The 21,716-nt window shown below is 73.2% G+C and carries 16 protein-coding genes and 1 pseudogene; 10 read left to right on the top strand and 7 right to left on the bottom strand.

The window, feature by feature from the left end; all coding sequences use genetic code 11:
* The first annotated feature begins 19 nt into the window (after positions 1 to 19).
* From ACIQ7M_RS09010 to ACIQ7M_RS08975, 8 genes are all read left to right on the top strand, one after another.
* Positions 20 to 1,219 carry a glycosyltransferase family 4 protein gene (locus tag ACIQ7M_RS09010; protein WP_403641533.1) on the top strand — a complete coding sequence of 400 codons (1,200 nt, stop codon included), beginning with the start codon at positions 20 to 22 and terminating at the stop codon, positions 1,217 to 1,219.
* Entirely contained in the window at positions 1,216 to 2,652 is a 1,437-nt protein-coding gene (locus tag ACIQ7M_RS09005; RefSeq protein WP_386979340.1) for a sugar transferase, read from the top strand. The genes ACIQ7M_RS09010 and ACIQ7M_RS09005 overlap by 4 nt, the downstream gene beginning before the upstream one ends.
* A 40-nt stretch (positions 2,653 to 2,692) precedes the next feature.
* Positions 2,693 to 4,069 (top strand): O-antigen ligase family protein, encoded by a 1,377-nt coding sequence (locus ACIQ7M_RS09000; protein WP_403641530.1) that lies wholly within the window; start codon positions 2,693 to 2,695, stop codon positions 4,067 to 4,069.
* The gene (gene murJ, locus ACIQ7M_RS08995; protein WP_403641527.1) at positions 4,066 to 5,883 is read left to right on the top strand and encodes a murein biosynthesis integral membrane protein MurJ; all 1,818 of its coding nucleotides are present in this window, start codon (positions 4,066 to 4,068) and stop codon (positions 5,881 to 5,883) included. The genes ACIQ7M_RS09000 and murJ overlap by 4 nt, the downstream gene beginning before the upstream one ends.
* Complete coding sequence (locus ACIQ7M_RS08990; RefSeq protein WP_355771631.1) at positions 5,867 to 6,634, top strand: polysaccharide deacetylase family protein; 768 nt, start codon at positions 5,867 to 5,869, stop codon at positions 6,632 to 6,634. Before murJ ends, ACIQ7M_RS08990 begins: the two co-directional genes overlap by 17 nt.
* A complete protein-coding gene (locus ACIQ7M_RS08985; RefSeq protein WP_403641523.1) occupies positions 6,631 to 7,743 on the top strand; it encodes a glycosyltransferase in 1,113 nt (370 codons plus the stop codon). Before ACIQ7M_RS08990 ends, ACIQ7M_RS08985 begins: the two co-directional genes overlap by 4 nt.
* A 16-nt stretch (positions 7,744 to 7,759) precedes the next feature.
* Entirely contained in the window at positions 7,760 to 8,416 is a 657-nt protein-coding gene (locus tag ACIQ7M_RS08980; RefSeq protein ID WP_403641520.1) for a lipopolysaccharide biosynthesis protein, read from the top strand.
* Between the two features lie 77 nt (positions 8,417 to 8,493).
* A complete protein-coding gene (locus ACIQ7M_RS08975; RefSeq protein ID WP_389850918.1) occupies positions 8,494 to 9,543 on the top strand; it encodes a GNAT family N-acetyltransferase in 1,050 nt (349 codons plus the stop codon).
* Positions 9,544 to 10,056: 513 nt separating this feature from the next.
* Here ACIQ7M_RS08975 and ACIQ7M_RS08970 read toward each other — a convergent pair.
* A pseudogene (locus ACIQ7M_RS08970) lies at positions 10,057 to 11,373 on the bottom strand (glycoside hydrolase family 26 protein); the annotation flags it as partial.
* Between the two features lie 427 nt (positions 11,374 to 11,800).
* Here ACIQ7M_RS08970 and ACIQ7M_RS08965 point away from each other — a divergent pair.
* Positions 11,801 to 12,022: a hypothetical protein gene (locus ACIQ7M_RS08965; protein ID WP_403641517.1), complete on the top strand. Its 222-nt coding sequence runs from the start codon at positions 11,801 to 11,803 to the stop codon at positions 12,020 to 12,022.
* Between the two features lie 59 nt (positions 12,023 to 12,081).
* Here the strand turns inward: ACIQ7M_RS08965 and ACIQ7M_RS08960 are convergent, their stop codons facing one another.
* The 5 genes from ACIQ7M_RS08960 to ACIQ7M_RS08940 form a co-directional block, all read right to left on the bottom strand.
* A complete protein-coding gene (locus ACIQ7M_RS08960; RefSeq protein ID WP_403641515.1) occupies positions 12,082 to 13,158 on the bottom strand; it encodes a chaplin in 1,077 nt (358 codons plus the stop codon).
* Between the two features lie 106 nt (positions 13,159 to 13,264).
* Positions 13,265 to 13,522 carry a chaplin gene (locus tag ACIQ7M_RS08955; protein WP_355764701.1) on the bottom strand — a complete coding sequence of 86 codons (258 nt, stop codon included), beginning with the start codon at positions 13,520 to 13,522 and terminating at the stop codon, positions 13,265 to 13,267.
* A gap of 772 nt (positions 13,523 to 14,294) precedes the next feature.
* A complete protein-coding gene (locus ACIQ7M_RS08950; protein ID WP_403641510.1) occupies positions 14,295 to 15,917 on the bottom strand; it encodes a von Willebrand factor type A domain-containing protein in 1,623 nt (540 codons plus the stop codon).
* 159 nt (positions 15,918 to 16,076) lie between these two features.
* On the bottom strand, positions 16,077 to 16,940 hold the full coding sequence (locus ACIQ7M_RS08945; protein ID WP_403641507.1) for an ABC transporter permease: 864 nt from the start codon (positions 16,938 to 16,940) through the stop codon (positions 16,077 to 16,079).
* Positions 16,937 to 19,624 (bottom strand): alpha/beta fold hydrolase, encoded by a 2,688-nt coding sequence (locus ACIQ7M_RS08940; protein ID WP_403641504.1) that lies wholly within the window; start codon positions 19,622 to 19,624, stop codon positions 16,937 to 16,939. Before ACIQ7M_RS08940 ends, ACIQ7M_RS08945 begins: the two co-directional genes overlap by 4 nt.
* Before the next feature lie 116 nt (positions 19,625 to 19,740).
* Here ACIQ7M_RS08940 and ACIQ7M_RS08935 point away from each other — a divergent pair, with 116 nt between their 5' ends.
* A complete protein-coding gene (locus ACIQ7M_RS08935) occupies positions 19,741 to 20,151 on the top strand; it encodes a GNAT family N-acetyltransferase (protein WP_355764690.1) in 411 nt (136 codons plus the stop codon).
* 57 nt (positions 20,152 to 20,208) lie between these two features.
* On the opposite strand, the gene ACIQ7M_RS08930 is transcribed toward ACIQ7M_RS08935, so the two are convergent.
* Positions 20,209 to 21,618 (bottom strand): APC family permease, encoded by a 1,410-nt coding sequence (locus ACIQ7M_RS08930; RefSeq protein WP_386979369.1) that lies wholly within the window; start codon positions 21,616 to 21,618, stop codon positions 20,209 to 20,211.
* Between the last annotated feature and the right edge of the window lie 98 nt (positions 21,619 to 21,716).

The raw sequence follows: 21,716 nt of genomic DNA, 5'->3' as shown, positions 1-21,716 counted from the left end.
CGTGAGCAAGGAACCGCGCATGCATCTGCCAACAGACCCTCCGCCGCGGGTCCTTCATGTCACACAGCCGGTCGACGGCGGCGTCGCCCGCGTGGTCGCCGACCTCGTCGGCGCCCAGCTCGCCGCCGGAACCCGGGTGACCGTCGCCTGCCCGGACGGCAACCCCTTCGCCCGGGAGGTGCGGGCGCTCGGCGCGGACGTACGCCCCTGGCACGCGACACGGGCACCCGGGCCGCAGCTCGCCCAGGAGGTACGCCGGCTCGGCCGGGTGCTGGCGCGGGTGCGGCCCGACGTGGTGCACGCGCACAGCGCGAAGGCGGGGCTCGCGGCCCGGCTCGCGCTGCGCGGCCGGGTACCGACGGTGTTCCAGCCGCACGCCTGGTCGTTCGAGGCCGTCGACGGTGCCGCCGCGGCACTCGCGCTGCGCTGGGAGCGGTGGGGTGCCCGCTGGGCGTCCCGGGTGGTGTGCGTCAGCGAGGCGGAGCGCGCGACCGGCGTACGAGCCGGAGTGCGCGCCCCTTGGAGGGTGATCCCCAACGGCGTCGACCCCGAGCGTTTCCACCCCGCCGCCGCCGGCACCGTACGGGCCGGGATGCCGCTGCTCGCGGGGGTCGGTCCGGCGGCTCCGCTGGTGGTGTGCGTGGGACGACTGTGCCGGCAGAAGGGGCAGGACATCCTGCTCGACGCCTGGCCCGCGGTGCTGCGGCGGGTGCCCACCGCGCGTCTCGTACTCGTCGGTGACGGGCCGGACGCGGCACGGCTGCGCGCCGGGGCACCGCGTGACGTGCTGTTCGCCGGGGCCGCCGCCGACGCGGTGTCCTGGTACCAGGCCGCCGACCTGGTCGTACTGCCGTCCCGCTGGGAAGGCATGGCGCTGGCCCCGCTGGAGGCCATGGCCTGCGGTCGCCCGGTCGTCATGACGGACGTGGACGGCGCCCGCGAGAGCCTGCCGCCGGGACACGACACCCGCTGCCTGGTGGCCTCGCCCGAACCTGCGCCGCTGGCCGAGGCGATCGCCGCACTGCTGGCCGATGCCCCGCTGCGAGCGTCGCTCGGCCGGCAGGGGCGCCACCACGTACTGACCACGCACGACGTGCGCCTCACGGCCGACGCGGTCGCGGGGGTGTACCGCGAACTACTGACCGGGCGACAGCCGCAGCACGCCGGGGGCGTCATGTGCGCGGACCACACCGAGTGCAGGGAGTCCATCCACTCGTGACTGCGGAAAGCACCGTTCCCTCCCCCGGCGGACAGCCCCGGGAGTACGGATTCTCATCCCTCTCGGTCATGCCCTCGCGCAGGACCGGTGGCGGCCTCGGATTCCCGGCCGGCCAGCGGCGCACCGTCGGACGCGCCTCCTGGCCGCCGCTGGCCGCCGTGGACGCCGTCGCGGCGCTGACGGCCGGTCAGACCCTCGCGGAGATCCAGCAACACCCGCCGGCCGTCGTCGCCCTGCTGCTCGGCGTGGTGTTACTGAACGCGCGAGGCTCCCTGTACCGGCCGGCGCCGCTGCCCGCCCTGCTCGACGAACTGCCCGCCGTCTGCGCGCGGATCGTGGTCACCTGGTGCGCCCTGGCCGCCGTCCTCGCCGCGTTCGTCCCGGACGAGGCGCTGTCGGTCCGGACGCTGGCGCTCGGGTGCGCCGCGCAGGCGGCGATCAGCCTGGCCGGCCGCGGCGCGGTGCACTGGCGGCGCCGCCGTGCGCTCGCGCGGCACCCGGCCGCCGCCCTGGTGATCGGTCCGGCCGGGACGGCCCAGCGGGTGGCCGCGGCCTTCCTGCGCCACCCGAACTGCGGGGTGCGGCCGGTCGGTGTCGTCGCCGACCGGCCGACCGGCCTCGACGTCCTGCCGGTGCTCACCACCGGCGAGGAGGTGCAGCGGGCGCTCATCCAGAACAGCGTGCGCGCCGTGCTGGTGGTGGAGCCGCCGAGCCGGCGCGGGCCGATGCTGCGGGCGCTGGCCCTCGCGGGCTGCGCGCTGTGGGAGGTCGACCCGGACTCACCGTCGTACGACCGCGCGGGTGGACACACGCTCGCCGGCTTCGCCTGCCGCCCCCTGACGGTCGGCGGGCGGCGCGCCGGATTCGGGAAGCGGTTCCTCGATGTCGCCGTCTCCGGCGCCCTGCTGATGGCGGTCAGTCCGCTGCTGCTGGGGTTCGCGGCCGTCCTGCGGCTGACCGACGGGCCCGGTGTGGTGTTCCGGCAGGAGCGCATCGGCAAGGACGGACGGCCGTTCACGCTGCTGAAGTTCCGCACCCACCGCCCGGTCGACGCGCACGAGGCCGCGACCCGCTGGAGTGTGGCGGGCGAGCAGGAGATGAGCCGCTTCTGCCAGTTCCTGCGGCGCACCTCGCTGGACGAGCTGCTCCAGCTCCTGAACGTCCTGAGGGGCGACATGAGCCTGGTCGGCCCGCGCCCCGAACGGCCCTACTTCGTGACCAAGTTCAGCCAGACCTACCCCGGCTACGCGGCCCGTCACCGGATGCAGACCGGCATCACCGGACTCGCCCAGGTGCACGGGCTGCGCGGCGACACCTCGATCGAGGACCGGTGCCGCTTCGACAACGCGTACATCGACAACTGGTCGATGTGGCAGGACATCTGCATCCTGCTGCGCACGGCCGCGGCGCTGGTGCGCCCGACGGGGAGCTGAGCCGGTGAGCCAGGCCCCGCCCCTCACTCCCCTGGACACCGTGACTGCAGCCCTGCGGCGGGCGCTGCCGGTGCTGCCCGTCGTCGCGGTGATCGCGCTGCTCGGGCTGCCGTTCACGCCGAGCGGCGAGGGCGGCGCGAACATCGCGGACGCCATGTCGGGTCTCGTGGTGCTCTGCTGCGCGGTGCGTCTCGTACGGACCCGGCGGCGCCCCCTGTCCACGACCGCGGCCCTGGTCCTCGGGCTCCCCGTGATCGGCATCTCGGTCGCGGCGGCAGGGGCGGCGGACCCGGGGGCGGGGATCACCGGCCTCACCCGGTATCTGCAGATCTTCGTACTGGTGCCGGCCGCGGTGCTGCTGCTCGTACGCGACCGGCGCGACCTCAGACTGCTGGCCTGGTCGTTCGTCGCGCTGGCGCTGTGGCAGGGGGCGGTCGGGGTACGGCAGTACGTCACCGGGACCGGCGCCTCGTACCAGGGCGAGGAGGTCCGGGCGGTCGGCACCTTCGGGCCGACCGACGTGATGGGCATGGCGACGGTGGTGGCGTTCGGGGTGGTGTGCGCGGTGGCGCTGGCCCTGGGATCGGACGAGGCACGGCGGCGCGCGGTCGCCGTGGTGTGCGCGCTGGCCCTGCTGCCGCCGCTGGCCCTCTCGTTCAGCCGGGGCGCGTGGATCGCCACGGCGGTGGCCTGCGGCGCGCAGCTCGTGCTGGCGGGGCTGCGGCGGGCGGTGCGGACGGTCGCGGTGCTGGCCGCGGCCGGGATGATCCTGGTGGGCGGGCTGGGCTTCGGCAGCGCGATGCTCCAGGAGCGGGTCACCAGCATCACGCAGGTCGCCGACGCGCCGGACCAGTCGGTGACCGACCGGTACACGATGTGGGCGGCGGCCACCGACATGTGGCGCGAGCATCCGCTGACGGGCGTCGGGCTGAAGGGCTTCCCCGAGTACCGGGACTCTCATGCCTCGCTCGCGCTGTCCTCGGGCAGCGACATCGCGGGCGCGGGGGCCGCCTTCCACAAACAGGCGCTGCTCTCGCCGCACAACATGTATCTCCTCGTGCTCAGCGAGCAGGGTCTCGTCGGACTGCTCGCCCTGGCGGGCGGCTGGCTCGTACTGCTGGCGGGTGCGCTGCGCGGGCTCTTCCGCGTGCGCCGCGCGGCACGGGACGGCGCGGAATCCGGTCCCGCCGCGGGCCGGACCCCGCCCGGCACGGACTGCGGGCTCGTCGCGTGCGGGCTGCTCGTCTGGCAGTTGGTCGACTTCGTGTACGCGGACATCGGCGGCCCCTCCACGGTCCTGACGGCCGTCGTCTTCGGGGTCATCGGCTGGTGGGCGCTGATGGATCCGTCGGCGGCCGCGGACACCGAGGCGCCGGCACCGACCGCCGCCGTACGGGAAGAGGCCGCGGCGCGATGACGGTGACACCACCCAGGGCGGGCGAAGACCCGCACACGAATCCGGACTTCGGGACGGGTGCGGGTGCGAGTACGGGCACGGGCACGGGCACAGGCACAGGCACAGGCACGAGCGTGGATGCGAGCACGGGTACGGGTGCGAGCACGGGTACGGGTGCGAGAGCGAGGGCCGGAGCGCGGGGGCGTGCCGATGCCGGGGCGCGTGGTGGGCCGCGTGGTGGGCGGGTGCCCGGGGCCCGGGAGGGCGGAGGCCGGCCCGAGGGCGCGTCCAACCGGTTTCTCGCCAGGGCGGCTCTCGTCACCATCGCGCTCTCGATCGCCGGAGCCCTGCTGGGCCTCGGCCGGGACCAGGCGCTCGCCCATCTGTTCGGGGCCGGATCGGACACGGACGCGTTCCTCGTCGCCTGGACGGTGCCGGAGTTCGCGGCGACCCTGCTGATCGAGGACGGGCTGGCCTTCGTCCTGATCCCGGCCTTCAGCGTGGCCGTGACCCGGCGTGCCCAGGGAGCCGCCGGTGATCCCGTCCGCGCGCTGGTCGCCGCCACCCTGCCCCGGCTGACGTTCGCCTTCGCCGCCGTCGGGGCCCTGCTGATCGCGGGGGCGCCGTACCTGGTCGAGGCGCTCGCGCCGGGCTTGCCCGATCCCCGGCTCGCGGTGGACTGCACCCGGCTGACCGCGACCTGCGTGTTCTCCTTCGGGCTCGCCGGGTACTGCAGCGCGGCCCTGCGGGCGCACCGTCGCTTCGTGGCACCGGCGGCGATCTACATCGCGTACAACACCGGGATCATCGCGGTGATGTTCGTCCTCGGCGCGCGCTACGGCGTACGGTCGGCGGCGCTCGGTGTCGCGGTCGGCGGCGGGCTGATGGTCGTGGCGCAGGCACCGTCGCTGTGGCGGCAGCTCCGGCGCGGGGGGTCGGCGCCCGGGACCCTGGACGGTGAGCCGGCCCGCCCGATGGACCTGGCCCTCGTCGGCACGGTGCTGCTCTTCGCGCTGTGCCGGCAGTCCCAGGTCCTCATCGAACGCTTCCTGGCCTCCTCGCTGCCCGCCGGGGCCATCTCGCATCTGAACTACGCCCAGAAAGTGGCGCAGATGCCGATGGTGCTCTCGCTGATGCTCTGCACGGTCACCTTCCCGGTGGTCGCGCAGGCCGTCGCCGAGGGCGACACCGAGCGGGCCCGCGACCGGGTGGAGCGCGATCTGACGCTCGTCGCCTGCACGGTGCTCCTCGGCGCGGCGGCGGTCGTGGCGTGCGCCCCGCAGATCATCCAACTGCTCTTCCAGCGGGGCGCGTTCACCGCCCAGGACACGGCGGCCACCGCGGCCGTCATGCGGGTGTACGCCCTCGGACTGCTCGGTCACACCCTCGTCGGCGCGCTCGTGCGCTCGTACTTCTGCTCGGGGCGGCCGACCTGGTACCCGCTGTTCGCGATGACCGCGGGGATCGTCGCGACCTGCTGGACCGGGGTCCTGGCCGTCGGCCCCTGGGGGGTCTGCGGCATCGCCGCCGCCAACGCGGCCGGCATCACCCTCACCGCCGGGCTCCTGCTGTACGGCATGGGTCCGCGCAGTGTGCCGATCCGTACCCGCGCCGTGCTGTCCGAGATCGGCAAACCGCTGCGGGCCGCCCTGACCGCGGCGGTGACCGGCGGTCTGTGCGCGAGCGGCGTGGATTCCCCGCTGCTCGGACTCGTCGTCGGCGGCACGGTCGTGACCGTCGTCTTCGCCCTGCTGGCCTGGGCCTTCCGGGTCGAGGGGTTCGCCTCCGCAGTCCGTTCCGTCACACGAAGGGTTTCCTGTGCCCGTTTCCGCTGACAGCAGCAGACGTACCGGTACGAAGAACGCCCTCGACGCGCCGCCCTGGGTGGCGATGTACCACTCCGTCGGGGACTGCTCCGACGACCCGTACCACGTCACGGTCTCCCCCGGACGCCTGGACCAGCAGCTCGGCTGGCTGAGCCGGCACGGTCTGCGCGGGGTGTGCGTCGCGGACCTGCTCGCGGCCCGCGCCCGCGGCCTGGGCCGGGATCTGGTGGCCCTGACCTTCGACGACGGGTACGCCGACTTCGTCGAGACCGCTCTGCCGCTCCTGCGGCGCCACGGATTCGGCGCCACCCTCTTCGTCCTTCCAGGCCGGCTCGACGGCGACAACGCCTGGGATCCGCTGGGCCCCCGCAAGCCGCTGCTGGGCAAGCAGGGCATCCGGCTCGCCGCCGCCTCCGAGGGCATGGAGGTCGGCTCGCACGGACTCACCCACGTCGACCTGACGCAGGCCGACGACGCCGTGCTGCGGGCCGAGGTCGCCGAGAGCAGAGCGGCGCTCTCGGAGTTGATCGGTGCTCACGTCGACGGCTTCTGCTATCCGTACGGGACCGTCGACCGCCGGGTCGTCGACGCCGTCCGCGAGGCCGGCTACCGCTACGGCTGCGCGATCGACCCCGGCCCGCTGACCGGCCGATACGCCCTCCCGCGTGTGCACATCGGCGAGAACGACACCTCCGTACGCCTGTTCCTCAAGCACCGGCTGCACCGGCTGCGCCGCCGCCCGGTCGAGGCGGGCCGGTGAAGGCGCTGCACATCATCACCGGCCTCGGGATCGGTGGCGCCGAGCAGCAGCTGCGCCTGCTGCTGCGGCACCTGCCCGTCGCCTGCGACGTCGTGACGCTCACCAACCCGGGCCCCGTCGCCGCCGGGCTCGCCGCCGACGGCGTGCGCGTGATCCATCTCGGCATGTCCGGCAACCGCGACCTCGCCGCCCTCCCCCGCCTGGTGAAGGTGATCCGCGCGGGCCGCTACGACCTCGTCCACACGCACCTCTACCGGGCCTGCGTGTACGGCAGACTCGCCGCCCGGCTGGCCGGGGTGCGAGCGGTGGTGGCCACCGAGCACTCGCTCGGCGACTCGCAGATGGAGGGCCGCCCGCTGAGTCCCGGCGTACGCGCCCTGTATCTGGCCGGCGAGCGGCTCGGCCGGTCGACCGTCGCCGTCTCGCCCACGGTCGCCGAACGGCTGCGCCGCTGGGGTGTGCCCGCACCGCGCATCGAGATCGTGCCGAACGGCGTCGACATCGCCCGCTTCCGCTTCGACCCGGACCTGCGCGAACGCGCCCGCCGCCGGCTCGGGCTCCCGGAGGACGCGTACGTCGTCGGCGGGGTCGGCCGGCTCGCGCCCGGCAAGCGGTTCGACGTCCTGATCCGCGCGGTGGCCGAACTGCCCGGCGACTGCCGGCTGTTGCTGGTCGGCGGTGGCACGGAGGAGGTCGCGCTGCGGCGCGCGGCGCACGACGCCGGAGTCGCGGACCGGGTCCTGTTCGCCGGCGAGCGCCCCGCCGGCGGTTCTCCCGGCGCCGATCTCCCGTCCCTGATAGCCGCCATGGACGTCCTCGCCTCGCCGAGCCCCGAGGAGGCGTTCGGGCTGGCCGTCGTGGAGGCGCTGGCGGCCGGACTTCCGGTGCTGTACGTCTCCTGCCCGGCCGTCGAGGACCTGCCGCCCGGAGCGGCTCGCGGCGCCACCCGGGTCGACGGCGGCGCGGAGTCCTTCGCGCGGGCGCTGACCGGCGTCCGGGCCCGGGGCCCCGCCCCCCGCTCGGCCCCGGAGGCGGCCCACCACTACTGCATCACCCGTAGCGCCGCACAGCTCATGGACGTGTACGCGGCCGCTGTCGCGCGCACCTGACTGGAGTGAGTTCCACATGTCCGAAAACCTCACCAGGGGCCACCGCCCCTGGGGTTCGGCCCCTTCCCGGGCGAGGACCATGCCGGCGTGGTCGCTGCTCGCGGCCACGGCCGTGCTCGGCGGCGCGCTCGGCGGCGCGTACGGCGTGGTGAAGCCCCCGTCCTACACGGCCACGAGCTATGTCATCGCCGTACCGACGGACAAGGGTGATCCCTCGGCCGCGCTCGGCTTCGCCCAGGCATACGGCCGTGTCGCCACGCAGCTCGCGGTGCTCGGGGACGCGCAGGTGTGGGCCGGTGTGCCGGTGAGGACGCTGGAGTCGAGCGTGCGGACGGCGACGTCGCCGGACGCCCCGATGGTCGCGGTCTCCGCCACCTCCACGCACCCCGACCGGGCCGCCGACATGGCCAACGCGGTCACCCGCTCGCTGACGCAGCACGCGAACGCGAGCCAGAAGAGCACCCACGTCCAGCTCGTGTCGTTCTCCCGCGCGGTGAAGCCGGCTTCGGCGTCGTCGCCGTCCCCGACGGTGACGGGCCTGGTCGGCGCGAGCGCGGGCGGACTGCTCGGCGGACTCGTGCTGCTGGTCCGGCCCCGGCGGTCCGCCGACCCGGCCCGCCCGGCCTCGGTACCGAGCCCCGCCACCGCCGCCGATGTGCACGGCCAGCGGTGAGCGCGACGACGCTCCAGGCCGGTGCACTCGACACCGCGCGGGCCGAACTCATCACCGAAGAGCGGGAGTTCACCGACATGGCGGCGGCCTGGGGGCGCCTGTACCAGCGGTGCGGCGCCGCCACCGCCTTCCAGAGCCACGCCTGGCTGCACTCCTGGTGGCTGTCGTACGGGACACCGGGGCGGCTGCGGCTGGTGGTCGTGCGGGAAGGGGGTGAACTGCTCGCGGTCGCGCCGCTGATGCGGGCCCGCCGCCGGCTGTCGGCGCTCGTGCCGCTCGGCGGACCGATCTCCGACTACGCGGACGTGCTCCTCGACGACGAACACGCCGACCGTGCGGCGGCCCTGCTCGCCGAGGGACTGTCGGCCGCGGCCCGCACCGCGCTGATCGACTTCCGCGAGGTCCGTCCCGGCGGCGCCGTGGAGCGGGTCTACGAGCACTGGAGCGGACCGCGCCGCCAGGTCGGGGACTCCCTGTGTCTGGAGCTTCCGGCCGTCTCGATGGACGAGCTGATCGGCCGTCTCCCCTCCTCCAAGGCCCAGCGCGTCCGGGCCAAGCTGCGCAAACTCACCGCGCTCGGGGTCGAACGGCGGGTGGTGGGCCACGACGAGGTGGACGCGGCCCTCGGCCGGCTGCTCGAACTGCACCGGTTGCAGTGGGCGGACCGGAAGGTGACGTCCGAGCACCTCCAGGAGCGGTTCTCCGAGCATCTGGTCCGCTCGGTGGGCCCGATGGTGCGGTCCGGGGACGCGGTGGTCACCGAGTTCCGGCTCGACGGCGCCGTGATGGCCGTGGACCTCACCCTGCTGTCCCGGCGCCTCGCGGGCGGCTATCTGTACGGCGCCCACCCGGGGTTGCGCGAACGCAAGGCGGACGTGGCGGTGATACTGCTCGACGCCTGCTCCCGGCACACCGCGGGCGGTGACCGCGGGTCGCTGAGCCTGCTGCGCGGCGACGAACCGTACAAGCACCACTGGCGCCCGGACCCGGTCCTCAACCAGCGACTGCTCCTGGCCCGCCGGCGTACGGCGCCGCTGATCTCGGCGGTCGTCGGTGACGTCGCCGCGCGCCGGCGGGGCAAGGAGTTGCTGCGGAGCTGGCGGGAACGCGGTGGCGGCGGGTCCTGACCGGCCCGCCGCCACCCGGGGTCACCAGCCGCTCGACCACCAGTCGCCCGACCACCAGTCGTCGGACGGCAGGTCGAGGTGGACGCACGGCTTGCCGCCGATCCAGTACTCCACCCAGTCACCGAGGTCCAGCGACGAGCAGGTGGTCCGGTCCGGTGTCACGTCCGGGACGGGCTCGCGTGCCGGGGGCGGCGTGGGCGTCGGGGTCGGGGTGGACACCGGCTTTGCCGCCGGCGTCTTGGCCGGGGTCGGGACCGGCTCGGGCGTCTGAGGCCCGACAGGAGTCGGCTTCGGCGTCTTGACCGGAGTCGGCTTGGGCGTAGGCGTCTTGACCGGGGTCGGCTTCGGCTTCGGCGTCTTGACCGGGGTCGGCTTCGGCTTCGGCTTGGACGTCGGAGTCGGAGTGGAGACCGGCTCGGGTGTCGAGGCCGGCTCCGGTGTCGCGACCGGTTCCGACGTCGGGGTCGGCTTCGGGGTCGAGGCCGGCTCGGGCCGGGAGGGGGCCTCGGGCGTCGGGGTCGACACCGGTTCCGACGTCGGACCCGGGGACTGAGTCGGTTCGGAGGCCTCGGGTGCCGGCGTCGACGCCGGTTCAGAGGTCGGGGTCGGTGCCGGAGCGGTCGGCGGCGAATCGGTGACATGGGACAGCGCGGCCCGGTAGGCCTGGGCCGCCAGCGGGTTGTCCTGGCACTGCCACACGCCGTGCGGGCAGTAGTCGGTGAGCGTGTTGTACACCGGCTTGTGCTCGCCGATCCAGGCGAGCATGTCCTTCATGTACGTCGCGTTGTCGCCGTTCCGGTAAAGGCCCCACTCCGGATACGAAATGGACTTGCCGTGGGCCTTGGCGAAATCCACCTGCTCCTGAAGCCCGTACGGCTCCTTCACCTGTTCCTCGAACGAGAGTCCCGACGGCTGGTCGTACGCGTCCATGCCGAGGATGTCGACCGTGTCGTCACCGGGATAGCACTCGGTCCAGGGAACGGCGTCCAGCCCACGGTTCGGGGCGAAATCGAACCGGAATCTCTGCCCCGGCACCGACCGCATGGCGGTGACGATCCTGTTCCAGTACGTCTTCCACGCCTCCGGGTCGGGACCGCAGCGATGGGTGTACGTGACGCCGTTCATCTCCCAGCCGAGCACGATGACGGTGTCGGGCACCTTCAGCTCGACGAGCCGCTCCGCGAGCGCGCGGAAATGGTGGTCGAAGGCCCCCGTCGCGGCCTCGCCCAGCAGCAGGCGGACCTGGTCGTCGGAAAGGCCCTCCTCGTTGCGCTCCATCATCGGGACGTTCAGGACGAGCATCCGGTCGTCCCGGCGGAGCCGCCAGTCCGCCCAGGAGTCCAGGAATCCGGGCGCGCCCTCGATGTTGCTCCAGCGGTCGCCGGGCAGATACGTGTGACCGACCCGCAGTTCGGTACCGCCCAGCCACCGGCTGAGCTGCGCGATCCGGGCGACGCCCTCGGGCCCGTAGTCGAGGTAGGCGCCGAACGCCGGCAGCCCGGCGAGGCCCGGCCGCGCCGGGTTCGCACCGTCCGCGCGGGGCTTCTCGGATACGGCGGGGGTCGAGGTCGGCGGCCCGGTGGGCGTCGACGCAGGCCTCACGGCCGGGTGCGCGGCCGAGTTCGCGCCGGCCGCCGGAACGACTCCGCCGGTTGAGGAGTCCACCGGCGGATTCGCCGTCGTGGGTGTCGGAGCCGGCGGGTCGCCCACCCGCACCGCCCCGGCACCCACGGCGTACACCGGACCGGACGCGAGGGCGACCGACGTGACGATGCCGGCCGCGATGAACGCCAGCCTTCCGCTCCGGGGCCGCTGCCGCTGTGGGGCCATGCCTGCTCCTCTCCCTCTTGATCCTCGGATTTCCTTTCCGATGACTGACACTCAGTCACACGTATGTCGATTCAGCCAACCGGTGTCCCGGTCTCGCGTTCTGACGATCACTCTCAGGGGTGACCGGCCCGGCGGCCGTGCCCCTCGACACCGGTCGGTCCCGAGGGAAGTCCCGTCGGCGGATACCGCTTTGTCAGCGAGACGCGCCCGCCGTCTCTCCCCGGCCCGTCCCTCGGGGACTCGGCCGCGCTGTTGCGCCAAGTGGCCGCCCGGGTTTCCGGCCCGCCGGACTGGTCCCGTCGGATGACGTGAGCGACCTCGCGGTGAGCGGGCCGCACGGCGACGGGGGCCACCACTGGTGGCCAAGGGGGCCGGCCCAAGCTGATCCCGGTCGTCGCCGCCACGGGATTTCGGGGCCCGGCGCGAGTTGCCCGGTCTCCTGGACGACGAGCCGCGGGGTCCGGCGGCCCTGCCGGGCGGTTCCCCCGTGGTCGGCCGGGACGTCGATCCGTCCGTGCCGGGTCTCTTCGTGGCGGGCCTGATCACCGCCACGGCCACCGCCCTCGGCCCGGCCACGCGCTTCGTCCACGGAGCCGGGTTCACGGAGGACACGCGGACGCGCGCGCCGGGTTCACGGCGGGCACGCTGATGCGTGGATCGGCTCCGGGTGCCGGGCGCCGGAGCGCGAACGGCACCCGGAGCGCGGCGTCACGGGCGGGACATCGCCCGGCTGCGCCGGTACAGCAGGGCGCCGCCGACCAGCAGCGCGGCGCTGATCGCGCCGTTGGCGAGCATTCCCTCACTACCGGTCTCCGCCAGCGTGGGCGGGGTGTACTGACGGTGCACCGTGGGCGGGACGGGGGGCTGCTCGTGGACCTTCACGGGCGGGGTGTGGTGCTTCGGCGGCTGCGGAACCGTCCGCGGGGGCGGGGTCGCCGGGTGGCCGTCCGGCGCGTGGTCGTAGGCGCACGTGTTGCCGAACACGGGGTTCAGCAGACCGATCACGTCCAGGGTGTTGCCGCAGAGCTCGACCGGGACATCCAACGGAGCCGCGAGCTGGTCGCCCGACAGGACACCGGGCGAGCCGTGCGTCGTGCCGTACGCCGAGGCACCGCTCCAGCCGCCGTGGTGGGCGGCCGAGTCACGGTGGCCGGGGCTCGTGTGACCGAAGTGCCCCTGCCGAACGTCCCCGTACCCCGAATCGCCGTAGCCGGAGTGACCCTGCCGGAAGTCGCCGTACCCCGAATCGCCGTGGCCGGCGAGCTCACCGAAGTAGCCGCCCAGATCACGGAGCTCACCGAGTTGACCGCCATGGCCGGCCAGATCACGGAGTCCACCGAGCTCACCGAGACCGCGCTCACCGCCGAGACCACCGGCAGGCCGGCCGGCGTGACCGCCGTTGCCGATGTGCTCGGCGGGGTGGCCACCCTGGCCGCGCACGTGGTCGATGCCGCCGGGGACGGCAGCGCGTCCCGGGTGGTGCGCGGAGCCGGCGGCGTGCTGGACGGGGTGGTGCGGCGCCGCGTGCCGGCCCTGCGCAACCGGGCCATTGGCACAGGAGTTGCCGAACGCCGGGTTGAGGGCGGCGACGACGTCGACCGTGTTGCCACAGATGTTCAGCGGCACGTTCACCGGAACCTGGACGTTGTTTCCCGACACCACGCCGGGTGAGTCCGCAGCGGTCGCGGTCGTGCTGGAGTCCGCGAAGGCCGGACTGGCGTACAGGGACATGATGCCTGTCGCAGCCGCGGCCAGGACCACTCCCCTACTCAGGTTCTGTCGCACTCTTGTTTGTCTTCCTGCTGGGAGAAGTGAGGAGCCGGCCTCGGGTTCCGCGAGGAGGTCCAAGGCCGGCCGTGGCACAGCCGGAGGCGGCTGAAGTGCCGAAACGTCAGTGGTTGGCGCAGACGTTGCCGACCGTCGGGTTCAGCAGGGCGATCACGTTGATCGAGTTGCCGCACACGTTGACGGGGATGTGGATCGGGACCTGGATCACGTTGCCCGAGAGGACACCGGGAGAGTTGACGGCGACGCCCTCGGCGCCCGAGTCCGCGAAGGCCGGGGCAGCCATGCCCAGGGCCATGATCGCGCCGACGACGACGGTAGTGCTCTTCCTGAGCTTCACGTGGCTTCCCTTCTCTGCGGTCATGCCCCTTTGTCGGCCGAGACCGAGCGAGCTCACTTGGGCGGCTCGCATCATGACCTGCGGGCTGCAAACGAGGGACGGGCCTCCGAAGAAACTGCGAAACATACGCCCGGGGGGAATTCACTCGAATCGCCCCACCCGGAATGGACGCGGAGGCTTCACGGCAGGAGAAACGCTCCTTCCGAAGAGGGAGCGGAAGAAGCGTTCCACCCGGAGCGGGAATGTCAACACGTCAGAAATGGAATTCATATATACGACGAGAACATGCGTGCGGGGCCCGGAACGGTGTCAGCTTCCGAGCGCGCCGTTCCTGGGCGCCGGCCTGTGCCGGCAGGCCCAGCACGTTCTGGGCGTTGCCCCTGGCCGACGGGCCGACGCAGGGGTTGTTCAGGGAACCCTGGACGGCTATTGCCTTCTTGAACATTTCCCCTGGTTCCTTTTCTGCTGGTGAAGCGATTCCTGCCGCCACCCCAGCCGAGCCCGGCCCGATTGGTTGCACGTCGTCACCCGAAAGGATCGCGGAACCTTTCAGAATTCACCTGACCCGTGGCCTGAGGATTTACTCGCCGCGCCGTTCCCCCGGTCCTGCCGGGCAACGGCGCGCCCGAAGCTGACCGCCTCCGCACCACGGACAGCGCCTCGGCCCGCGTACCGCTTCCCGTCGCAGATCCTTGCGTACGCCCGTCACGGCTCCCGGTCGCAGGGTTCCTACCGCCGAGTCGACTCACCCGTGCGTAACGGAAATTCAATGGGCCGCGCACGATCGCCGGGCCCCCTACCGGGCGCAGTCGTCGGAGCAGATGTCCAGTCCGTCGGCCTGGCCGATCGCGGCGGCGAGCGCCGCGACGTCCTTGTCCTCGGTCACGTCGGCCAGGGTGCGGGCCCGCGAGGCGAGTTGTCCGAGGGAGAGGACACCGGGCAGGGAGCTCCAGCGGGCGTCGCCCGCGCGCAGGTCGTCGGCGAAGTAGGCGGCCACGGCGGTGACCTGGAAGGAGTACGGCGAGGTCCAGACGCCGTCGCGCAGGTCGCCGGTCTCCAGGCTGCCGGTCTCCTCGTGCGGGGCGCGGGATTCGGGGTCGAGCCAGCGGACGGTCGCGGTGGCCAGATGCCCGGAGGCGCCGGGGCGGGTGCGGACGGCGTAGAGGGCGGTGACCGTGTGGCCGGGGCCCACCTCGCCACCGTCCACCCGGTCGTCGCGGAAGTCCTCGTCGGCGACCTTCCGGTCGTCGTAGCCGATCAGCCGGAACCGTTCGACCGTCTGGGGGTCGAAGGCGACCTGCGCCTTGGCGTCGCGTGCCGTGAGGTCGATGTTCTGCGGAAGCTGGTCGCAGAACACGGTGAGGGCCTCGTCACGGTCGGAGACGTACGTCGTGTGGCCGTCGCCCTTGTCGGCGAGGCGTTCCATGAGGGCGTCGCCGTAGTCGCTGCCGACACCCACGCCGAAGAGGGTGATGCCGTGTTCGCGTCGGGCCGAGGAAATCCGTTCGAGGATGTCGTCCGCGTCCGTATCGCCGGTGTTGGCGAGGGCGTCGGAGATCAGGACGACCCGGTTGGTGGCCCCCTCGCGCAGCCCCTCGACGGCGGTCGCGTACCCGGTCCGCACCCCGGCGCCGAGGTTGGTCGAGTCGGTCGGCTCCAGGCTGTCGATCGCCCGGTGGACCCGGGCGCGGTGGTCGCCGAGCCGGGTCATCGGCAGCACGGTCTCGGCCTCGTCGCTGAAGGTGACCAGGGCGACCGAGTCGTCGTCGCGCAGCCGGTCCGTCATCACGTCGAGGGATTCCCTGGCCAGGTCGAGCCGGCCCGGCTCCGCCATGGAACCCGAGATGTCGATGACGAAGGTGAGGGCAGCGGGCGGGCGTTCGCGCTCGCTCTCGGCGGGCCGGGTGGCGAGTCCGACCCGGACGAGGGACCAGCGTCCGTCGTCCGTCCGGGCGCCGTCCACGGACAGCGAGAAGCCGTTGCCGTCGGGGCGTTCGTAGTCCTGGCGGAAGCTGTTGACGAACTCCTCGGGGCGGATGGTCGAGGGGTCGGGGGCGCGGCCGTCAGCGAGGCTGCGGCGGGCGTAGCCGTACGACGCGGTGTCGACGTCGAGGGCGAAGGTGGAGAGGTAGTCGGGCGACGGCTGGACGTCCGGGGCGTCCGACTGCTCGCCCTCGGCGTCGCGCCCGGCGGCGCCGCCGGTCGGCTGCGCGGGTGCCGGCAGCGGGAGGTTGTTGCGGCCGCCGGACTTGTCCGAGCCGTCCGTGGAGTTGCTGCCGCCGCCCGCGCCGCATCCGGTGAGCAGCAGCGCGCCCGCGATCGGCAGGGCGAGCAGCGCGGCGGCCGCCCTTCGGCGGTTCCCCCGCCGCGCGCCGCCGCGTGGGCGGCCGGTGCCGGCCGCCGTCCGTGTGTACTTCATCCCCATCTGTGCCCCCTCGGCGTACGGCCCTTGTGTGGGCCGACCTGTGTGACTGTGACGGCCGAGGGGGCCGTGACGTGCGCTCGGGCGGGTTGCGGAAGGGTTGCGAAGCGGCCACGGCAAGGGGTCACCGAGACCGGTAGGTGATCTTCCGGGGGCCTACGACACGATGTCCTTCCGCCGGAAACCGCGGAAGGCCAGGGCGAACAGGACGACCGCGTACGTCACGGAGATCGCCGTTCCCTGGATCATGCCTCCCCACTCCGGGGTCGGCTGGATGGCGTCCGCCCACGCGAACTGCCAGTGGGCGGGCAGGAAGTCGCGCCAGTGGCCGAGCGCGGTGACCGCGTCCAGGACGTTGCCCACGATGGTCAGGCCGACCGCGCCGCCGACCGCGCCGAGCGGCGCGTCCGTCTTCGTCGACAGCCAGAACGCGAGCCCCGCGGTGACCAGTTGGGACACGAAGATGTACGCGATCACCGCGATGAGCCGCTGGGCGGCGGTGCCCGCGGGGAGCGCGCCGCCGGTGGGGATCTCCAGCGGGCCCCAGCCGTACGCGGCGGTACCCACGGCCAGCGCGACGACCGGCAGCAGGACCATCGCGGCGAGGCTGAGACCGAGCGCGACGGTGAGCTTGGACCACAGCAGCCGGGCTCTGGGCACGGGCGCCGCCAGCAGATAGCGCAGGGAGGACCAGCTCGCCTCGGAGGCGACCGTGTCGCCGCAGAACAGCGCGACCGGGATCACCAGGAGGAAGCCCGCCGACACGAACAGGTTCACCGCGGTGAAGTTGGCGCCGGACGCGGTGGCCGTGTCCATCAGGGTGACCTGGTTGTTGCGGCCGCCGGGGTCCCCGCCGATCGCGAACGCGAGGAGCAGGACGAAGGGCAGGGCCGCGAGGACGATCCCCATGACCAGGGTGCGGCGGCGCTTGAGCTGGCGGACGAGCTCGACGCGCAGCGGCAGGGTGCGGCGCGCCCGGTACCCGTCGGCCGTCTCGGTCCGCTCGACGAGCGTGCTCATGCGGAGCCTCCGATCAGGGTGAGGAACGCGTCTTCCAGACGGCGGTGGGGTCCCACCGACGCCACCGGTACTTCGAGGCGCACGAGTTCCACGACCAGGCGTTGCGCGCTGCCGCCGGCGTCGAGGCGGACGAGCAGTCCGTCCTCGGTCGCGACGGCCGAGAGCACGCCCGGCAGTGCGCCCACCTTCTCCACGACCGGCGCGTCGAGGGGCGCGCCGGTGCCGACGAGCAGGGTGTCGCCGGAGCCGATGATCTCGGACACCGGTCCCGCCTGGACGAGCCGGCCGCGGTCCATGACCACGAGGTGGGTGCAGGACTGTTCGACCTCGGCGAGGAGGTGGCTGGAGACGATGACCGTGCGGCCCGCGGCGGCGTAGCGGATCATCACCTGGCGCATCTCGCGGATCTGCGGCGGGTCGAGGCCGTTGGTGGGTTCGTCGAGGATCAGCAGGTCCGGGAGGCCGAGCATGGCCTGGGCGATGGCGAGGCGCTGGCGCATGCCCTGGGAGTAGGTGCGCACCGCGCGGGCGAGGGCGTCGCCGAGTCCGGCGATCTCCAGCGCCTCCTCCAGATGGGCGTCCTCGGGGGGACGGCCGGTGGCCCGCCAGTACAGCTCCAGGTTCTCGCGGCCGGTCAGGTGCGGGAGGAAGCCCGCGCCCTCGACGAACGCTCCGACGCGGGAGAGGACCGGCGCGCCGGGGCGGATCGCGTGCCCGAAGACGTGGATCTCGCCGTCGTCGGGCTTGATGAGGCCCATGAGCATGCGCAGGGTGGTCGTCTTGCCCGCGCCGTTGGGCCCGAGCAGGCCGAGGACCTGGCCCTTCTCCACGCGGAACGAAAGGTCCCGTACCGCGTACCGGTCGGCGGACTTGGCGTAGCGCTTGCTCAGACCGGTGATCTGGAGCGGGACGTCGACCAGTTCGGAGTCGGGCGCGGGGGCGCTCGTACGGCGGCGGCCGGTCACGAGCAGCGCCAGGGCGGCGAGCGCGCCGGCGAGCGGCAGCCACCACACCCAGGACGGCAGGGGTGCCGCGGCGGTCTTCACTCCGGGGGCCGTCGGCACCTGGAGGCCGCCGCTCCGGAGCGAGACGGTGTACGTGGCCGGGGCGGCCGGGGAGGCGTAGCCGAGGTCGGTCGAGGCGAGGACCAGGCGCAGCCGGTGGCCCTTCTGGACCGCGTGGTCGACGGCGGGCAGGGTCAGGGCCACGTCCTTGCCGTTCTTCGCGCCCTCGACGCGGACCGGGGTGACGAGCTGGGAGGGCAGGACCTGTCGGGTGCCGCCGGGGCCGACGTCGTACACCTTCGCGAAGAGGACCGCGTCGTCGCTGGTCGACGCGACGTGCACGGTGACGGTGGGCGAGCCGGTGATCCGCAGGTCCTCGCGGAGGGGCGCGGACTCGAAGCGGGCGTACTGGCCGGGGAAGTCCAGGGAGACGCCGACGCCGAGACTGGAGAGCTGGGAGAGGCCGCCGGAGCCGCCGAGTCCCGGCAGGGCCGAGATGGCGGGCGGGGTGGAGCCCGCAGGGTTCTGGAAGCGCTGCTCGCCACCGATCAGGGCGACGGTGTGCGGGCCGCTGTCGAGTCCCGGGTAGGTGTCCGAACTCGCGCCGCGCAGGAGGGCGGCGCCGTCGGTGGAGTCCACGCCTCCGGTGCGGGTGACGCGGAAGGCGGGGCCGGTGGCGGCGTTCTTGTCGTCCTTCAGGTACCGGTCGAACCAGGAGACGACGCGGGAGGTGACGCGGTCCGTCTCCATGTCGCCGCCGTCGTGTCCGCCGGCGATCCAGTCGACGTCGACGGGAGCGCCGTTGGCCTTGATGGCCTCGGCCGTCGCGTCGGCCTGGCCGAGCGGGAAGAGGGAGTCGGACTGGCCCTGGGTGATGAGGGTCGGGACCTTGATGCGGTCGCCGACGGCGGAGGGGCTGCGCTCCTCCAGCAGCTTCACCGCCGCCGCGTCCGGCTTCCCGGACTCTGCGACCCGGTTGTACATCGCGCACAGCTCGGGCTCGAAGCGGGCGCAGCCACCGCCGGAGTTGATGAAGATGCCCGCCCAGAGCTTCTTGAACACCCCGTTCGGGAACAGGGCGTCCGCGAGGTTCCAGTACGTGATCGACGGGGCGATGGCGTCGACGCGCCGGTCGTCGGCGGCGGCCAGCAGGGAGATCGCCCCGCCGTACGAGGCGCCCGCCACGCCGACGCGCGGGTCGCCGCTGCCGTCCAGCCGGACCTCGGGGCGCCGGGCGAGCCAGTCGACGAGCCGGGAGACGTCGGCGACCTCGGCCTTGGGGTCGTTCAGTCCGATCCGGCCGGTGGACCTGCCGAAGCCGCGGGCCGACCAGGTCAGGACCGCGTATCCGTCGCGGGCGAGTTTCTCGGCCTGGTCGCGGACGTCCGCCTTGCTGCCGCCGAAGCCGTGCGCGAGGAGGACGGCGGGGCGGCGCTTCGAGGACGGTCCCGCGGTGAAGTACGAGGTGTCGAGCCGCACTCCGCCGTCCATGGTCATGACGCGGTCGGAGCGGTGGACGGCGGCCGGCCCGTCGGAGGCCACGGCCGTCCAGGTGCCCGCGCCGGCGAGCAGCACGAGGGCAGCGGCGGCGGCCGCCCATCTCCCGCGGGCTCGCGCCGTCGTGCGAGCGGCGAGGTGCCCCCGGCGCGGCCCGCGCGGCCGGGGCAGTCGAAGATCCATGCCTCAACGGTACGGGCGCCCGCCGACAACGGGGACAGCCGCCGGGTTGAACCGGCACCCCTCCCGGGGAGGTACGGCAGGGGCCGCGTGTACCGCGTCCGTGGTACGAACGGGCCATGGAGCTGCGCCGCGCCGCCACCGTCGGGGAACTGACCGCCGCCGAGTACCTCTTCGACGCTCCCGTGCGTCCCGAGTGGGCCCGGCGGTTCCTGGAGGCTCCGGGCCATCATCTGTTCCTGGCCTACGAGGGCGAGGTGCCGGTCGGCTTCGTCAGCGGTGTCGAGACGGTCCACCCGGACAAGGGCAGCGAGATGTTCCTGTACGAGCTGGCCGTGGCGGAGCCGTTCCGGAGGCGGGGCACCGGCCGGGCGCTGGTCCGTGAACTCGCCGCCCTGGCCCGGGAACGCGGCTGTTACGGCATGTGGGTGGGTGTGGACAGGGGAAACGACATCGCCCTCGCCACGTACCGCGGTGCGGGTGGCGAGGACGACGGGTCGTGCACGGTGATGACGTGGGACTTCGGGTGAGGCCCTCGTCGGGGGGCGGGGCCCGGCGCGAGGGAGCCGGACGGTGTGCCGCTCCGGTTACGCCTGCGCGTCCTCCGGGATCGACACCAGCCAGCGGGTGTCGCGGCGCGGGCGCAGGTAGAAGGCCCAGTACAGGGTGGCGACGGCGGTGATGCCGCCGGTCCACAGCAGGTACTGCGTCTCCTGCTGGGTGAGGACGTAGGCGAGCACGACGATCAGCAGGACCGGCACCGCGGGCCACAGCGGCATCCGCCAGGCCGGCGTGTGCTTGTGGTGACCGCGCCGGGCGAGCAGGGCGGCGACCGCGACGAGCAGGTACATCGCCGTCACCGACACGCCCGTGACGCCGTACAGGGTGTCGAGGTTGACGAAGCAGAGGGCGGCGCCGGGGACGCCCACCAGGAGGGTGGCGACCCAGGGGGAGCCGAACCGGCCGAGCCTGGAGAGGCCGTTGTTGACCGGCTCGGGCCAGGCCTTGTCACGGGCCGAGGCGAACAGGACGCGCGAGTTCTGGATGACCATGACGATGCCCGCGTTGATGATCGCGAGGGCGACGCAGAGGCTGACGAACGTGCCGACGGCCGAGTTGGACCAGGCCGTGACCATGCTGCTGATGTCGCCGCCGGTGAGCTCCCCGATGTCGGAGGCGCCCATGGTGATGGCGACGACGGGGACCAGGATGACGACCGTGGAGATGGCGAGGGTGGCCAGCACCGTGCGGGCGACGTTGCGCCGCGGGTTCTCCAGTTCCTCGGAGAGGTAGACGGCGGTCGAGAAGCCCTGGGTGGCGAAGAGGGCGATGGCGAGCCCGGAGATGACGAGCATGGCCGTCACGGGGTCGGTGTGCGCGCCGGTCCCGGCGACCTGCATCGAGGTGAGGCTGCCGAGGCCGCGGTGGGCGTGGGTGAAGCCGAGCAGGGCCACGACTCCGGCCGCGATGACCTCCAGGACCAGGAAGATGCCGGTGATCCAGGCGTTGGCGCGCAGGTCGAGCAGGCCGGCGACGGTGGCGAGGAGCATCACGCCCGCGCCGGTCATCGCCGGGTCGAGGTGCACCACGGGGGCGAGGTAGTCGGCGGTGCCGATGGCGATCACCGGCGGGACGATCATCACCACCAGGAGGGACATCACGAAGACCAGCCAGCCCGCGAGCCGTCCGGCCATCGTCGAGACCATGGCGTACTCGCCGCCCGCGCTGGGAATGAGGGTGCCCAGCTCCGAGTAGCAGAACGCCACGCCGATACAGAGCAGCGAGCCGATCGCGATCGTGAGGGCGGTCGCGGTGCCGAGCGAGCCGAAGAGGTCGGGGATGACCACGAACAGCGTCGAAGCCGGGGTCACGCAGGACAGCGTCAGCAGGGTTCCGCCGACGACGCCGATGGAACGCTTGAGCGTCTTGGGGTTCCCGGTCGCCGTCGGTGCGGCGTCCGGGACGGCGGTCTCGACGGGGCGGAGCGTGTCGGTCATGAAGCGGTTCCGATCGACTCGTGCATCAGGTGTTCGGGCGGGAGCGATATCGCCTCCGGCGGCTCGCGTCGTTCTTCGTTCTCGTCCGCTCCCGCGCT

Source organism: Streptomyces sp. NPDC096324, assembly GCF_044763015.1.
Taxonomy (GTDB): domain Bacteria; phylum Actinomycetota; class Actinomycetes; order Streptomycetales; family Streptomycetaceae; genus Streptomyces.
The sequence above is the reverse complement of the archived record's forward strand: the minus strand, read 5'-3'. Positions and strand labels throughout refer to the sequence as shown.

What these genes read in the sequence shown, in the direction of transcription:
- ACIQ7M_RS09010 (WP_403641533.1), top strand. Translation starts at nt 20, where the DNA reads ATGCATCTGCCAACAGACCCTCCGCCGCGGGTCCTTCATGTCACACAG.
- murJ (WP_403641527.1), top strand. Translation starts at nt 4,066, where the DNA reads ATGACGGTGACACCACCCAGGGCGGGCGAAGACCCGCACACGAATCCG.
- ACIQ7M_RS08980 (WP_403641520.1), top strand. Translation starts at nt 7,760, where the DNA reads ATGTCCGAAAACCTCACCAGGGGCCACCGCCCCTGGGGTTCGGCCCCT.
- ACIQ7M_RS08975 (WP_389850918.1), top strand. Translation starts at nt 8,494, where the DNA reads ATGGCGGCGGCCTGGGGGCGCCTGTACCAGCGGTGCGGCGCCGCCACC.
- ACIQ7M_RS08955 (WP_355764701.1), bottom strand. Translation starts at nt 13,522, where the DNA reads ATGACCGCAGAGAAGGGAAGCCACGTGAAGCTCAGGAAGAGCACTACC.
- ACIQ7M_RS08950 (WP_403641510.1), bottom strand. Translation starts at nt 15,917, where the DNA reads ATGAAGTACACACGGACGGCGGCCGGCACCGGCCGCCCACGCGGCGGC.
- ACIQ7M_RS08945 (WP_403641507.1), bottom strand. Translation starts at nt 16,940, where the DNA reads ATGAGCACGCTCGTCGAGCGGACCGAGACGGCCGACGGGTACCGGGCG.
- ACIQ7M_RS08940 (WP_403641504.1), bottom strand. Translation starts at nt 19,624, where the DNA reads ATGGATCTTCGACTGCCCCGGCCGCGCGGGCCGCGCCGGGGGCACCTC.
- ACIQ7M_RS08935 (WP_355764690.1), top strand. Translation starts at nt 19,741, where the DNA reads ATGGAGCTGCGCCGCGCCGCCACCGTCGGGGAACTGACCGCCGCCGAG.
- ACIQ7M_RS08930 (WP_386979369.1), bottom strand. Translation starts at nt 21,618, where the DNA reads ATGACCGACACGCTCCGCCCCGTCGAGACCGCCGTCCCGGACGCCGCA.